Here is a 14,032-nt window from a genome sequence, read left to right as displayed (position 1 = left end):
CGCTGGCGCAAACGGGCAGCCAATGTTGGTTTAATGTTATTTCATTGTTGTGTTTATGCTTTTCTTTTATGAGTTAACTCACAAAACTCACTCTCTCCCCTGGGAAACAAGCCGTGCACTTGTAGATTTTTAACAATGAGTTCACTTGTTAAAAACAATGTCATTACAGGAGCAGGTCATGACAGCACCCGTACAGCACCCTATGTATATCGATGGGCAATTTGTTACCTGGCAGGGCGATGCCTGGATTGATGTCACCAACCCGGCAACTGAGGCGTTGCTTTCGCGCATTCCGGACGGGACCGCAGAAGAGGCGCGTAAAGCGATTGATGCTGCTGATAAAGCGCAGCCTGCATGGGAAGCCTTACCCGCCATCGAACGTGCCGGATGGTTACGTAAAATAGCCGCCGGTATCCGTGCCAGAGCGAGTGAAATCAGTGCACTTATTGTTGCCGAAGGCGGGAAAATCCAGCAACTGGCCGACGTGGAAGTTAATTTCACTGCCGACTATATCGATTACATGTCAGAGTGGGCGCGTCGCTATGAAGGCGAGATCTTGCAAAGCGATCGGCCGGGCGAAAATATCTTCGTCTTTAAGCGTCCGCTGGGCGTTACCACCGGGATCCTGCCGTGGAACTTCCCGTTCTTCCTGATTGCCCGCAAACTGGCGCCAGCGCTGATTACCGGCAATACCATTGTCATCAAACCGAGTGAATTTACCCCGAATAACGCTATTGCTTTCGCACAGATAGTGCATGACGTCGGATTGCCTAAAGGGGTCTTTAACCTGGTACTGGGCCGGGGGGAAACCGTAGGGCAGGAGCTGGCGGGTAACCCGAAAGTGGCGATGGTCAGCATGACAGGCAGCGTGGCGGCGGGTGAGAAAATCATGGCCGCGGCGGCGAAAAATATCACCAAAGTATGTCTCGAACTGGGCGGTAAAGCACCGGCTATCGTGCTTGATGACGCCGACATGGAACTGGCGGTGAAAGCGATCGTCGACTCCCGCGTGATCAACACCGGGCAGGTCTGTAACTGCGCCGAACGTGTCTACGTGCAGAAAGGCATTTACGACCGTTTTGTTAATCGGCTGGGCGAGGCGATGAAAGTGGTGCAATTTGGCGATCCGGGCCAGCGTAACGATATTGCGATGGGGCCACTGATCAACGCAGCCGCCCTGGAGCGTGTGGAGTCTAAAGTCGCTCGCGCGGTGGCTGAAGGCGCGCGCGTGGTGCTGGGCGGTAAAGCAGTAGAGGGCAAAGGCTATTTCTACCCGCCGACGCTGCTGCTGGATGTGCGCCAGGAGATGTCCATCATGCATGAAGAGACCTTTGGTCCGGTGCTACCGGTTGTGGCGTTCGATACGCTGGAAGAGGCGCTGGCGATGGCCAATGACAGCGATTACGGCCTGACATCATCGGTCTACACGCAAAACCTGAACACCGCGATGAAAGCCATTAAAGGGCTGAAATTCGGCGAAACCTATATCAACCGTGAGAATTTTGAAGCGATGCAGGGCTTCCATGCAGGCTGGCGCAAGTCAGGGATTGGCGGTGCCGATGGCCGTCATGGCCTCGAAGAGTACCTGCAAACCCAGATGGTTTATCTGCAGGCATAACGGGACATTCCCGGTGGCGTTTGGTTGCCCGGATAAGGCGGTTTACCGCAGCATCCGGGACATCCGCGACTCATACCTTCGTTTCAATCCAGTTCATCATCAGATCCGGCCAGACTGCGGCGGGTAATCCCTGTGCATCGCGGATACCAAAGCCATGTGCGCCTTGTTCGAAAAGATGCATCTCCACCGGCACGCCAAGACGACGCAGCGCGGTAAACATCACCACGCTGTTTTCTACCTTTACAGCCGGGTCATCTACCGCATGAAGTAAAAAGGTCGGCGGTGTCTTGCTGTCCGCACGTTCTTCTAACGAGTAATGATGAATCTGTTGTTCCGCAGGCGTATCGCCAATGAGTTCATGGCGAGAACCAGGATGGTCAATCTCTTCCCGCATGGTGATCACCGGGTAAACCAGTGCCATAAAAGCCGGGCGGGCGCTCAGACCATCGATATCATCCCGCACCGGATAGACCTTTTCAGCGTAGCGTGTGCCCAGGCTGGCGGCAGCGTGGCCCCCGGCGGAAAACCCCATTACGCCCAGACGATCCGGGTCAAGCTGCCATTCACGCGCCCGTGCCCGCAGGGTTCGCATAGCGCGCTGAACATCGGCGAGCGGGGCGTTGGCGCCTTCGGTATGGCCATCACCCGGCAGGCGATAGGTCATGACAAATAACGTGTAACCTCTTTCAGTGAAGAACGGCGCCAGCGCACTGCCTTCTTTATCGAGTACCACGCGGCGGTACGAGCCGCCAGGCGTTACCAGGATACCGACCCCATTGGGTTTTTGTGGCGCGTAAACGGTGATTTGTGGCGAACGAACGCCCGTCACAGAGCGGTCAAACGCGGAGGGGCCAGTATGTTTTTCTTCCAGTTGGAAGACCACCGGGCTGGCAATGGCGCCGGGCGCTTCTTCCTGGGGCCAGACGGGGAATGTCGTTGAACGGGCCACTGCATCGTGCATAAGGTCAACTAACTCTTGCGTACTGATGTGCTTCACGCCGTATCTCCACAAATTGAAACGGTGGTTTATATCACAGGCATCAGCCAGAAAGTGTGGTCGGGGTGGGAAAAGCGAGTGGCAAAACCACCCGCTTCATAACTTAGAGTTGGCGATATTTTTCAAGCACGCGAACCAGCTGAGTAACGAAGCCATATTCGTTATCGTACCAGGAGACGGTTTTGACTAACTGCAGATCGCCAACCTCGGTGATTTCAGTTTGCGTGGCGTCAAACACCGAACCGAAATGGCTACCAATGACGTCAGAAGAGACAATTTCTTCGTCGGTATAGCCGAAAGACTCGTTATTTTCAGTGGCTTTTTTCAGCGCCTGATTCACTTCATCCGCCGTCACTTTTTTGCCGAGAACGGAGACGAGCTCAGTGACGGAACCGGTTTTCACCGGCACACGCTGGGCATGACCTTTCAACTTACCGCTCAGGTCGGGTATCACCAGACCAATCGCTTTGGCTGCTCCTGTCGTATGCGGAATAATGTTTTCCGCCGCGGCCCGTGAGGCGCGAAGATCCTTCCCGCGTGGCCCATCAACCAGGGCCTGTGTGCCCGTATAGGCATGGATAGTGGTCATCGTGCCGACCTTAATGCCAAAGCTGTCATGCAGCGCTTTTGCCATTGGTGCAAGGCAGTTGGTGGTACAGGAGGCGACGGAAATAATGGTGTCTTGCGGTGTAATCGTGTCGTCATTGACGTTAAACACGATGGTTTTCATCTCGCCGGCAGGGGCAGAGATCAACACTTTTTTCGCGCCGGCTTCCAGATGCGCCTGTGATTTTTCGCTGGAGGTATAGAAACCGGTACACTCCACGATGACCTCAGCACCAGCGCTACGCCATGGGATGTGTTTCGCCTCTTTTTCCGCATACACGGTGATTTTTTTACCGTCAACGATCAACGAATCTTCCGTGAAGTCCACGCTCCAGGGGAACGGGCCATAGTTTGAGTCGTGTTTTAACAGATAAGCCAGTACTTTTGGGGAGGTCAGGTCGTTGATAGCCACGACTTGCGCATCGCTGCCCACTTCGAGCAAACGGCGTAATACCAGACGACCAATACGCCCGAAACCATTAATGCCAATTTTACTCATCACTCTTCTCCATCGGGTTCAAAAAATTCACTTCACCAGGCATAGCCTGGGTTACAGACAACGGCAAATGACAGCTTCTCATCCAGGCGTAACCGATTGATAATTGATAAAGAAAAGTTAATGAATTTTTAAGAAAAGCTCGGTATGTTGGCTTTACTTCTGTTTCGTTTCAGGATTGTCATATGCGCAACAACTATTCCGGGTTTCAGATAGCTATCCACTGGCTGGTGTTTCTTCTGGTCATTGTGACGTATTGCGCCATGGAGTTTCGTGGTTTTGCGCCGCGCGACTGGCGTTCCTATTTCAATATTGTCCATGTCTCCTGCGGTATCACCATTTTGATATTGATGGTTGCACGCCTGCTGATTCGTCTTAAGAGTCCGACCCCGCCCATCGTGCCGAAACCGTCACCCGCACTGACCGGCCTGGCGCATCTGGGTCATCTGATCATTTATCTGCTGTTTATCGCGCTGCCGATTCTGGGCGTGTTAATGATGTATAACCGCGGTGGTAACTGGATAGCCTTCGGTTTGCCGATGCCGCACGCGGCAGAAGCCAACTTTGATCTGGTGGATACGCTTAAGGAATATCATGAGACGTTGGCCATGCTTGGTTATTATGTCATCGCTCTGCATGCTTTGGCCGCGCTCGCACACCATTATTTCTTCAAAGACAATACGTTATTGCGCATGATGCCGAAGAAACGTGTATAAATATAAATGCGATAGCGGTGTTACCTTGCCGTTATTTTTAAGCCTCGCCTGGTGCGGGGCTTATTTTTTGCCTTAAAGAAATGTGATCGTCTTTGGTTTTTCACTGAGAAAGCAGGGCGGTTATCACATTTTGGGCGTTATCTGCTGTGCGAAATTCGAACTGTCAGTGTAGATAGTATATCTATTATAGAAACACTATCATACATGGAGGGGCTATGACACAGCCTGCACAGCAATCGCTCGAACGGACGGTTTTGTCGGAGGATGCCACTACGTCACGCAAATTACGTAAAGTTCTGCTGGCCACGGGCGTCGGCCATTTTGTTGAATGGTTCGATTTCGGTCTCTACGGAACACTTGCCGCCATCATCGGCTTACAATTTTTCCACGCCGAAAATCCGAGCGTGGCGCTCCTGTCATCGTTCGCAGTCTTTGGCGCAGGTTTTGTTATGCGCCCGCTCGGCGGCCTGTTTTTTGGTTCTCTTGGCGACCGGAAAGGGCGGCAAAAAGTCCTTGCCACTGTTATTCTTCTGACCTCTGGCGCGACCTTTGTGATGGGATTGCTGCCGACCTATCACCAGATTGGTATCACTGCCACCGTGTTGCTGGTGATTACCCGCCTCATTCAGGGATTTGCCGCCGGCGGTGAAAGCTCCGGTGCAACGACCTACCTGGCAGAATACGCGCCTGTTAATAAACGTGGTTATTTCACTTGCTGGATAGATAACTTCGGCTTTATGGCATTCGTGGCGGGTTCCGGGCTGGTATTTCTGTTGACGGCTTTTCTGGGCGAAAGTGCCATGAATGACTGGGGCTGGCGAATTCCATTCCTTATCGCCGGGCCATTAGGTTGGGTTGGGCTTTATTTGCGTACGCAACTGGAAGATTCCCCCGAGTTCCTGGAAGCGAAAAAACAGGGGAAAACAGACGCCACGCCGCTGCGTTCCGCGGTAACACATGCCTGGGCGGCGCTTCTTTTCTGCGTGGGATTTGTGGTCATCAAAGCGGTGGGTCACTGGACGCTACAAACTTTTATGCCTGGTTATCTTTCAACGGAACTGCACTACTCGAAGCTGGACTCCTATGCCATCACCACAATCGGCCTGTTTTCGGTTGCGGTACTGGTGCCGTTTATGGGCTATTTATCCGATAAATATGGCCGCAAGCCGTTGATGCTGACCGGATGTGCCGGTTTCATATTGCTGAGTTATCCGGCAATGATGCTCATGGCTAACGGTGATTTTTTCTCAGCGGTACTCGCGATGATGATGCTCGGCGCGTTTATTGCCGCTTTTGACGGCGCCTGCAGCGCGGCGATGGCGGAGCTTTTTCCCACCAGCGTACGGTATGGCGGGTTGTCAATCGCCTATAATTTTGCTGTCGCATTCTTTGGCGGTATTACACCGTGGTTCTCTATCTGGCTGATAACCTCGACGGGGGATAAATTCTCTCCGGCGTATTACGTGATGGCCGCTGCGTTGATTACCTTCCTGACGGTCCTGCGTGCCCGCGAAACGGCCGGATTGCCTCTGAAGCGTTAATATCTCGCCCGGTAGTCTTTTCTGCCGGGCGATCGTCTCTTATATGGCGGGTGATTGAAAAGTGATCTTTTGATCGGTTTTGTCGATCAATGATATATTTTTATTTGATTAATCCTTTCAATTGCATAGACTCAATTCTGTTCTGCCTGTTAGGCCAACACCAGAAAAGGCAGAACATGTTGCCCTGGCAAGACCTGTGCGGTCTTTCAGCTCGCTCAAGGATGACGTACTCATTCTTGCCAGGGCGACACCCTTTATTTCCCGCCGTACTATTTTGCCGCGATCGTGCTGTATTCATTTCGGTATATTATTGACTTAGCCTGAACACACCCGACGTTGATAACGCACCTGAAAGGAACACGTTATGCTGGAACTGAGACCCAACTGCGAATGCTGCAATACCGATCTTCCCCCTGATTCCGCTCAGGCGCTTATTTGCTCGTTTGAATGTACATTTTGCAAGGATTGCGCACAGAAAATGGCGATGCGCTGCCCGAACTGCGGCGGCGAACTGGTCAGGCGACCCCAAAGGCCGGCCGCAAAACTGGTGAACAACCCCGCATCAACAACACGCATTTTTAAACCGCAAGGGTGCGCTTAACTGCTTACGCCCCGGTAAGGTTCCGGGCGTAATAGTGCAAGGCTTTTTGATAACGTCTAATATTCTCTGTCGGCGGGTGCCGTGCAACCAGTTCCAGCATCACCGACATTGCCTTATCACTTTCGCCAAGATTATGCAGGCATAGGGCATAAAAGGGGATAATTTCCGTTGCCTCTGGCCAGGCTGCCCGTATTTCGGTAAAACGCGCTTTGGCTGAGGTGTATTTCCCGAGACACCGGTAAGTACAGGCGAGGCCAAATAACGCTTCAAACTTATCTTCTCCTTCAAGACCTGCCTCTAAAGCGGCTTGATAATATATTTCCGCTTTGTCTTCCGCGCCCTGGTTGTCCCAGGACCAGGCAATATTGAGTAGGGCGCGTGCTTTTAATTCCGCATTATTAATAAGGTCTTCAAGTAATTCACGGCTTTTTTCATATTCGCCTGCTTTACGCAAAGCAATGGCCGTCTGCAGATTCTTTTCCATAGGTTCTGTTTTCATATTTTCAACCAGATTGATGTCATTCCCGACAGTAAAATGAATAACAGTAAAGAGAAAGGATAATTTCCTGGAAACTGAGGAGGCATGGCAACTTGTCTTGCGATCGCGCTGATATGTGCTTTGGTTGAATAAAGCAATCGTCGTGAGGATAGATGAGGAAGTGAGAAATGGTGACTGATTTATTGCTACGCGTTGCACTGGCGGGGTTACTTGGCGGGCTTATTGGCCTTGAACGTCAGTTGCGCGCAAAAGACGCCGGGTTAAGAACACATGTCCTTGTCGGGATTGGCAGCGCGCTGTTTATGATTGTCTCCAAATATGGCTTTGAGGATATTTTGCAGGAGAACCATGTCGCCCTCGATCCCAGCAGGGTCGCCGCACAGGTGGTCAGTGGCGTGGGGTTTCTGGGTGCCGGAACCATCATTATTCAAAAACAGATCGTCAAGGGGCTCACTACAGCGGCAGGGATGTGGGTGACATCAGCCATTGGCTTGGTCATCGGCAGCGGAATGTACGCCATTGGCATCTATGGCGCCTTTATGACGCTCTTTGTGCTTGAGGTCTTCCGGCAGTTAAGTCACCATTTTTTGAGTAAGCATTATGGTGTGCAGATCAAACTAAAACCAGAAAGTGTGCCCATTGTTTTGGCGGCGTTACAGGAAAGGTCAGTTAAATTTGCCTTTCGTTCCCTGAAAAACAGCCAGGCGGGGGATAAAACCAGTGAATTATTTCTTGTTTTGACGCTACGCCCCGGTATGCCAATAAACGATATCGGCGCGGATTTATGCCGAATTGAGGGCGTGAAATCGCTGGCGGTGAAATAAAAATCTGGAAGGTCTGGGGCAGAAAACCTTTGTGCGCCAGGAGAGGGACCCCGGCGCACGATGAGGCTAAACCACGCGGAAGGTCCCAACTGTTTGCGTCAATGTTGACGCCTGTTCTTCCAGCGATGCTGCGGCAGCGGCGGCTTGTTCAACTAACGCGGCGTTTTGCTGCGTCACGTCGTCCATCTGGTTCACCGCCACCCTGATATGTTCAATACCGGTAGATTGTTCTCCGGACGCCGTTGAGATTTCAGTCATCAATGCAGCGACTTCATGAATGGAGGCCAGAATTTCATCCATCGTGGAGCCAGCCTGACCGACCAGCGTCGCGCCCTCCGATACTTTGGCGCTTGAGGCTTCAATTAACTCTTTTATCTCCTTTGCAGCGGTCGCGCTTCGCTGGGCCAGACCACGAACCTCACTGGCGACAACAGCAAAACCACGGCCTTGCTCTCCCGCTCTTGCCGCTTCCACAGCCGCGTTTAATGCCAGGATATTTGTCTGAAAGGCGATCCCTTCAATGGTGCTGATGATCTCGACGATGTGTTGCGAACTGTCGGAAATAGAGCCCATTGTAGTAATGACATTTTGCACGACCTTGCCGCCACGCTCCGCGACAGACGAGGCAGTGGCCGCAAGCGTACTGGCATTCTGTGCGTTAGATGAGTTTTGGCGTACCGTCACTGTCAATTGTTCCATGCTGGCCGAGGTCTCAATGAGCGACGCGGCCTGTTCCTCCGTGCGGCTCGATAAATTCGTGTTGCCGATTGCTACCTCTCTGGCCGCCTCGTCAATTGACGCTGCCGAATCCTGAATTTTTTCAACAAGGGAGCGTAACTGTATTTGCATGGCATCCAGCGCATTCAGCAGTTGTCCGGTTTCATCACGAGAATGCCCTTTAATGGAAGACGTTAAATCACCTTGCGCAATTGCCTCTGCGGTTTTTACTGCAATCTGCAATGGTGTCGTAATAATGCGTGAGATAATAACGCATAATGCTACAGCAATAATCACACTCAGGATCGCACCGAAAAGAAGAATAAATCGGGTTTGCGTCTCGGTCGATTTCACGGTGTCCTGCCTGACATGCAGTAATACACTTTCCGCATTAATCATCTCATCAATTATACCCCGCATACTGTCCATCTGACTTTTACCTGTATTCGCTTCGAAGCGGGCATTAAAGTCATCGGCACTCATCTTTTGATTCGATACATCCCGGCGGTTATTAATAATTCTCTCAGCCACATCATGCAACCATAGCGAATACTGTTCTGAAAGGTGTTTAAGCCGGGCCTGTTGGGCGGGATTGTCGGCGGTAAATTCTTTAAGCGCGTCCCAGTGGGTAGAAAATGATTTCTGACCGCTATTATACGGCTCCAGCATCTCCTCCTTTCCGGTAAGCGCAAAACCGCGTAATCCGGTTTCCATATTCACCAGGCTTAGTGTCAATGCCCTGTTTTCATCAATCACTTGATAAGTATGTACGTTCCAGTTGTTTGCAGTTATAAGGGTCGCAAAATTATAATAAAATACGCCGCTTAGCACCATTAAAACCAAAATGATCAAACCAAAAGCCGATGTTAACTTCCTGCGGATGTTCATATTCTTAACCATATCGTCCTGCTCCAGCGTGAAACCCAAAAATATTGCGATTGTGAAAATGTGCAGTGAAACAATTATCGTCATAATGGTTCATTAATTTATATTGCCGAGAGAAATAAATACCTTGATTATTATAGGTTTCGATATATCAATAAGTTGGGATGAAAATGAGATTTTAAAATACGATAATTATGAATATTGCGGGGCGATATTATTTAGTGAGTCTACATTAAGAAATAGCATAGCTAAACTCGGTAGTTGGATATATCATTGTTAATTCTTGATGCATACATATGCTAATTTCACAAGATATATTTTGTCTGGATGGGATGCGTAAATATTTAGCGCAAAAATGTTTTCTAAAGATGACGCCATAAGTGGGAGTCAAATTAATTATCAGGTCAGAGGGAAGGGCGGCAGAATATACTTAACGGTGTCTCATAGATACGTGAGCGCTATCCCGGTGCCAGGTTTTTATGATTTCCACAACATATTAATTTTGCAGCAAGATTCGAAACCATGTACCATACCCCCCTATAGTATATAAGGAGTGGTTATGCCGCATTCACCTGAAGATAAAAAACGTATTCTCACCCGGGTTCGTCGCATCCGTGGGCAGGTTGACGCACTGGAGCGCGCGTTGGAAAACGGCGATCCCTGCATTGCTATTCTGCAACAGATTGCTGCCGTACGTGGTGCGGCGAATGGTCTGATGGGGGAAATGGTGGAAATACACCTGAAAGATGAACTGGTCAGTGGCGAGACCACACCCGATCAGCGCGCTGTCCGCATGGCGGAAGTCGGTCATCTTTTGCGCTCTTATCTAAAATAAACATTTACGTACACCGAAAAAGGAAGAGTTTGATGAAATCACGTGCTGCTGTTGCGTTTGGGCCGGGTCAGCCGCTCAAAATTGTTGAGATTGATGTCGCACCGCCAAAAAAAGGCGAAGTCCTGGTTCGCATTACCCACACCGGCGTTTGCCATACTGACGCTTTTACCCTTTCAGGTGATGATCCGGAAGGCGTATTCCCGGCGGTACTCGGTCACGAAGGCGGTGGCATTGTTGTGGAAGTCGGCGAAGGGGTGACCAGCCTGAAACCCGGCGATCATGTTATTCCGTTGTATACCGCAGAATGTGGTGAGTGTAAGTTCTGTAAATCCGGTAAAACGAATCTTTGTCAGGCCGTTCGCGCCACTCAGGGCAAGGGCCTGATGCCAGATGGCACCACCCGTTTCTCCTACAATGGTGAGCCGATTTATCACTACATGGGGACCAGTACGTTTAGCGAATATACGGTGGTGGCTGAGATTTCCCTGGCGAAAGTCAATCCGCAGGCGCCACTGGAGAAAGTGTGCCTGCTGGGCTGCGGCGTGACCACCGGTATCGGTGCGGTGCACAACACGGCAAAAGTAAAAGAGGGGGACACCGTTGCGGTGTTCGGGCTCGGCGGTATTGGTCTGGCGGTCATTCAGGGCGCGGTTCAGGCCAAAGCCGGTCGCATTATTGCCGTCGATACCAACCCGGAGAAGTTCACCCTCGCGAAAGAGATGGGGGCAACGGATTTCGTGAATCCTAAAGATTACGAAAAACCGATTCAGGAGGTGATTGTTGAGCTGACTGATGGCGGTGTTGATTTCAGCTTTGAATGTATCGGCAATGTAGATGTCATGCGTTCGGCGCTTGAATGCTGCCATAAAGGCTGGGGCGAAAGCGTCATTATCGGTGTTGCGGGCGCGGGCCAGGAGATCAAAACCCGTCCGTTCCAGTTAGTGACAGGCCGCGTATGGCGTGGTTCTGCCTTCGGTGGCGTAAAAGGGCGCACGCAGTTACCGGGAATGGTGGAGGATGCGATGGCGGGTAAGATTCGTCTCGACCCGTTTATTACCCATCGGCTTCCGTTAGATCAGATCAACGAAGCCTTTGATCTCATGCATGAAGGTAAATCTATTCGTACTGTCATTCATTTCGGCGATAAATAAGTAAACCACTGGCCAGCGGTTAAGCCGCTGGCATTTTCAATGTCTAAATCTGTGACCCGCCTGACATTTTTCCCCTTAACATAAATCCCACAATTGCCGATACCTTTCTGACAGGCGTGTTTTACGCATCTTATACAAAAGAGAGTCGATAGCCATGGATAACACAGCAGCGATGCACAGACAGCAAGGCATTGGATTTATGCACAATATTCGATTGGTTCCCCTATTTTCCGCTATCCTGAGTGGCATATTGCTGTTATTTGCGTTGAGTTCCGGGTTAGCAGGGTATTTCTTGATGCAGGCTGACAGAGACCAGCAGGATGTGACGCAAGAAATCCAGGTTCGTATGGGGTTATCTAACAGTTCCAATAACTTACGTATAGCGCGTATCAGCCTGATCCATGCCGGGGCGGCCAGCCGCATTGCCGAAATGGATGATATGAGAAAGAACATTGCAGATGCGGAAAAACGTATCAAGCAGGCACAGGAGGGCTTTAATACCTATATGGCCCGTGCGGTTAAAACGCCGGAAGATTTAGCGCTCGATGGCGAACTGACCACCCGATTTAACGCCTATTTCGACGGCATGCAGCCGATGCTGAAATATGCCAAAAACGGCATGTTTGAAGCCATCATCAACCACGAAAATGAGCAGGCGCGGGTTTTAGACAGCGCATTCAATGAATATCTGCTTAAAGCGATTCAGATTCGTAGCGATCGCGCAACTCGCCTGGGTGAACAAGCACACCAGCGCACCCAACTGGGGCTGATCTTTATGGCGGGCGCATTTGCCGTCGCGCTCTTCTTAACGGTCATTACCTTTACCGTATTGCGTCGTGTGGTGATCAATCCGCTGCAGCGTGCTGCCAGACGTATTGAACATATTGCGGGCGGTGACCTGACTGTACCTGAGGAAGTCACCGGTCGCAGTGAGATTGGCCGCCTGACCAACGATTTGCAATTGATGCAGCGTTCCCTGGTGAAAACCGTGACCACCGTGCGTGATGGCGCTGAGGAAATTTATCGCGGAACCAGCGAGATCTCTGCAGGAAATACCGATCTTTCTTCACGTACTGAGCAGCAGGCCGCAGCGATTGAGCAGACCGCAGCCAGTATGGAAGAGCTTACGGCGACCGTGAAACAGAATGCGGACAATGCGCATCATGCCAGCAACCTGGCGCGTGATGCCTCCGGTAAAGCGACCAAAGGCGGTGAGATTGTTGATGGTGTGGTACAGACCATGGGCAATATTACGTCCAGCTCGAAGAAAATTTCCGAAATTACCGCGGTGATTAACAGTATTGCCTTCCAGACAAACATTCTGGCGCTGAACGCCGCAGTTGAAGCCGCGCGCGCCGGTGAGCAAGGCCGTGGTTTTGCGGTGGTAGCCAGCGAAGTCCGTACCCTGGCGAGCCGCAGTGCGCAGGCAGCGAAAGAGATTGAAGCGTTAATCAGCGACTCAGTGAGTTTGATTGATAAAGGCTCCAGCGAAGTCGTGGCCGCCGGTGAAACCATGGATGAGATCGTGACGGCGGTAAAACGCGTTACCGATATCATGCTGGAAATTGCCGCCGCGTCGGATGAGCAGAGTAAAGGTATTACTCAGGTTAGCCAGGCTATCACCGAGATGGATAATGTCACCCAGCAGAACGCCTCCCTCGTGGAAGAAGCAACAGCAGCGGCAACCTCTCTGGAAGAGCAGGCCGCGCGTCTTACCGAAGCGGTTGGTGCGTTCCGCGTGCATGCCAGCGGTACAAGTCGTCCGGTGAAATCCTCATCAACCCCGCTGAAGCCCGTCGGTACTCAGCGTCCTGCTATGGCACATGGCAGCGAGAACTGGGAAACGTTCTGATGGTATAGGGCCATAAGGCCCGTCATAGAGGCCGTGGTGAACATCACCACGGCTTTTTTTATGAATGGATCGGGGCGTGAATCGCAAGGATGTTGTAAATTATCGGTAATACGACGTGAGATTGAGTTGTAATCAGTGACGAACAGGTATTCGTGACAGGAGTCTTTAGTAATGAATAAGCTACCTATTTTTATGTCACTCTTATTTATATCCTATGGTTTACCGGCGGCCCCCACGGGCAATATAACCACATCAAAAGAAGTGGATAAATGTTTCGATAAATACGGCGAAAATAATGTTGAGTGTTTAGAGGATTTAAATGATAAATCGGATCATCAACTTGAGCAAAGTTACCAGCATAAATTAAAAGAAATTGATGCTTTTGATTATACAAAATGGTGGATGGCTGATGAAAGCCGAAAAGCGGGCATGATTGACGACTTAAAGAAAAGCCAGGTGGAGTGGTTGAAATATCGTAATGATTACTGCAATGCTGCGACGACTGCTGCACAAGGCACGCACTATCTGGGTGCCGCTTTCACAAGTTGCAATATTAATATGAACAAAAGGCGAATTGCTGAAATTGAAATGATCAAACTGGAAGCAGAGTAAGCTGATTTTTTTGTTATAGATCCCACAACTTGTCAGCATTAAAAATCTTCGTTGAAACTTCATGTTGAATAACAAACCCGCC

13 protein-coding genes are annotated in these 14,032 nt (G+C 50.6%); 9 read left to right on the top strand and 4 right to left on the bottom strand.

Translation table 11 applies throughout. From position 1 onward, the window contains the following. Positions 1-178: 178 nt before the first annotated feature. Positions 179-1,618 carry an aldehyde dehydrogenase gene (aldA, locus tag L2097_RS07230; protein WP_250352489.1) on the top strand — a complete coding sequence of 480 codons (1,440 nt, stop codon included), beginning with the start codon at positions 179-181 and terminating at the stop codon, positions 1,616-1,618. A gap of 70 nt (positions 1,619-1,688) precedes the next feature. On the opposite strand, the gene L2097_RS07225 is transcribed toward aldA, so the two are convergent. Continuing rightward, positions 1,689-2,579 carry a prolyl oligopeptidase family serine peptidase gene (locus L2097_RS07225; RefSeq protein ID WP_284453982.1) on the bottom strand — a complete coding sequence of 297 codons (891 nt, stop codon included), beginning with the start codon at positions 2,577-2,579 and terminating at the stop codon, positions 1,689-1,691. A 139-nt stretch (positions 2,580-2,718) separates the two neighbouring features. After that, positions 2,719-3,720 (bottom strand): type I glyceraldehyde-3-phosphate dehydrogenase, encoded by a 1,002-nt coding sequence (gene gap, locus L2097_RS07220; RefSeq protein ID WP_250352487.1) that lies wholly within the window; start codon positions 3,718-3,720, stop codon positions 2,719-2,721. A gap of 182 nt (positions 3,721-3,902) precedes the next feature. Here gap and cybB point away from each other — a divergent pair, with 182 nt between their 5' ends. From cybB to L2097_RS07205, 3 genes are all read left to right on the top strand, one after another. Beyond that, positions 3,903-4,433 (top strand): cytochrome b561, encoded by a 531-nt coding sequence (gene cybB, locus L2097_RS07215; RefSeq protein ID WP_250352486.1) that lies wholly within the window; start codon positions 3,903-3,905, stop codon positions 4,431-4,433. Between the two features lie 215 nt (positions 4,434-4,648). Further along, positions 4,649-5,974: an MFS transporter gene (locus tag L2097_RS07210; RefSeq protein WP_250352485.1), complete on the top strand. Its 1,326-nt coding sequence runs from the start codon at positions 4,649-4,651 to the stop codon at positions 5,972-5,974. A 364-nt stretch (positions 5,975-6,338) separates the two neighbouring features. Next, positions 6,339-6,575: a DUF1272 domain-containing protein gene (locus tag L2097_RS07205; protein WP_071845876.1), complete on the top strand. Its 237-nt coding sequence runs from the start codon at positions 6,339-6,341 to the stop codon at positions 6,573-6,575. 4 nt (positions 6,576-6,579) lie between these two features. On the opposite strand, the gene L2097_RS07200 is transcribed toward L2097_RS07205, so the two are convergent. Next, positions 6,580-7,272 (bottom strand): tetratricopeptide repeat protein, encoded by a 693-nt coding sequence (locus L2097_RS07200; RefSeq protein WP_250352484.1) that lies wholly within the window; start codon positions 7,270-7,272, stop codon positions 6,580-6,582. On the opposite strand from L2097_RS07200, the gene L2097_RS07195 reads away from it, so the two are divergent. Continuing rightward, entirely contained in the window at positions 7,242-7,898 is a 657-nt protein-coding gene (locus L2097_RS07195; protein WP_250352483.1) for an MgtC/SapB family protein, read from the top strand. The two genes, L2097_RS07200 and L2097_RS07195, sit on opposite strands and share 31 nt — an antisense overlap. A gap of 66 nt (positions 7,899-7,964) precedes the next feature. On the opposite strand, the gene L2097_RS25680 is transcribed toward L2097_RS07195, so the two are convergent. Next, on the bottom strand, positions 7,965-9,587 hold the full coding sequence (locus L2097_RS25680; protein WP_284453918.1) for a methyl-accepting chemotaxis protein: 1,623 nt from the start codon (positions 9,585-9,587) through the stop codon (positions 7,965-7,967). Positions 9,588-10,059: 472 nt separating this feature from the next. On the opposite strand from L2097_RS25680, the gene L2097_RS07180 reads away from it, so the two are divergent. The 4 genes from L2097_RS07180 to L2097_RS07165 all read left to right on the top strand — a co-directional run bounded on the left by L2097_RS07180 (position 10,060) and on the right by L2097_RS07165 (position 13,950). After that, the gene (locus L2097_RS07180) at positions 10,060-10,335 is read left to right on the top strand and encodes a metal/formaldehyde-sensitive transcriptional repressor (RefSeq protein WP_250352482.1); all 276 of its coding nucleotides are present in this window, start codon (positions 10,060-10,062) and stop codon (positions 10,333-10,335) included. 32 nt (positions 10,336-10,367) lie between these two features. Next, positions 10,368-11,486: an S-(hydroxymethyl)glutathione dehydrogenase/class III alcohol dehydrogenase gene (locus L2097_RS07175; RefSeq protein WP_250352481.1), complete on the top strand. Its 1,119-nt coding sequence runs from the start codon at positions 10,368-10,370 to the stop codon at positions 11,484-11,486. A gap of 154 nt (positions 11,487-11,640) precedes the next feature. Further along, positions 11,641-13,338 carry a methyl-accepting chemotaxis protein gene (locus L2097_RS07170; protein ID WP_047370424.1) on the top strand — a complete coding sequence of 566 codons (1,698 nt, stop codon included), beginning with the start codon at positions 11,641-11,643 and terminating at the stop codon, positions 13,336-13,338. Between the two features lie 171 nt (positions 13,339-13,509). Beyond that, positions 13,510-13,950, top strand: a complete 441-nt coding sequence (locus L2097_RS07165; protein WP_250352480.1) for a lysozyme inhibitor LprI family protein — start codon at positions 13,510-13,512, stop codon at positions 13,948-13,950. Positions 13,951-14,032: the final 82 nt, after the last annotated feature.

The sequence above is a fragment of the Citrobacter sp. MNAZ 1397 genome, from assembly GCF_023613995.1.
GTDB lineage: Bacteria > Pseudomonadota > Gammaproteobacteria > Enterobacterales > Enterobacteriaceae > Phytobacter > Phytobacter ursingii.
This window is presented reverse-complemented; position numbering and strand designations above follow the sequence as displayed.

Bases quoted from the DNA above. Each gene is read 5' to 3' on its own strand.
- gap (WP_250352487.1), bottom strand. From the start codon at position 3,720: ATGAGTAAAATTGGCATTAATGGTTTCGGGCGTATTGGTCGTCTGGTA.
- L2097_RS07170 (WP_047370424.1), top strand. From the start codon at position 11,641: ATGGATAACACAGCAGCGATGCACAGACAGCAAGGCATTGGATTTATG.
- cybB (WP_250352486.1), top strand. From the start codon at position 3,903: ATGCGCAACAACTATTCCGGGTTTCAGATAGCTATCCACTGGCTGGTG.
- L2097_RS07210 (WP_250352485.1), top strand. From the start codon at position 4,649: ATGACACAGCCTGCACAGCAATCGCTCGAACGGACGGTTTTGTCGGAG.
- L2097_RS07165 (WP_250352480.1), top strand. From the start codon at position 13,510: ATGAATAAGCTACCTATTTTTATGTCACTCTTATTTATATCCTATGGT.
- L2097_RS07205 (WP_071845876.1), top strand. From the start codon at position 6,339: ATGCTGGAACTGAGACCCAACTGCGAATGCTGCAATACCGATCTTCCC.
- L2097_RS25680 (WP_284453918.1), bottom strand. From the start codon at position 9,587: ATGACGATAATTGTTTCACTGCACATTTTCACAATCGCAATATTTTTG.
- L2097_RS07225 (WP_284453982.1), bottom strand. From the start codon at position 2,579: ATGCACGATGCAGTGGCCCGTTCAACGACATTCCCCGTCTGGCCCCAG.
- L2097_RS07195 (WP_250352483.1), top strand. From the start codon at position 7,242: ATGGTGACTGATTTATTGCTACGCGTTGCACTGGCGGGGTTACTTGGC.
- L2097_RS07175 (WP_250352481.1), top strand. From the start codon at position 10,368: ATGAAATCACGTGCTGCTGTTGCGTTTGGGCCGGGTCAGCCGCTCAAA.
- L2097_RS07180 (WP_250352482.1), top strand. From the start codon at position 10,060: ATGCCGCATTCACCTGAAGATAAAAAACGTATTCTCACCCGGGTTCGT.
- aldA (WP_250352489.1), top strand. From the start codon at position 179: ATGACAGCACCCGTACAGCACCCTATGTATATCGATGGGCAATTTGTT.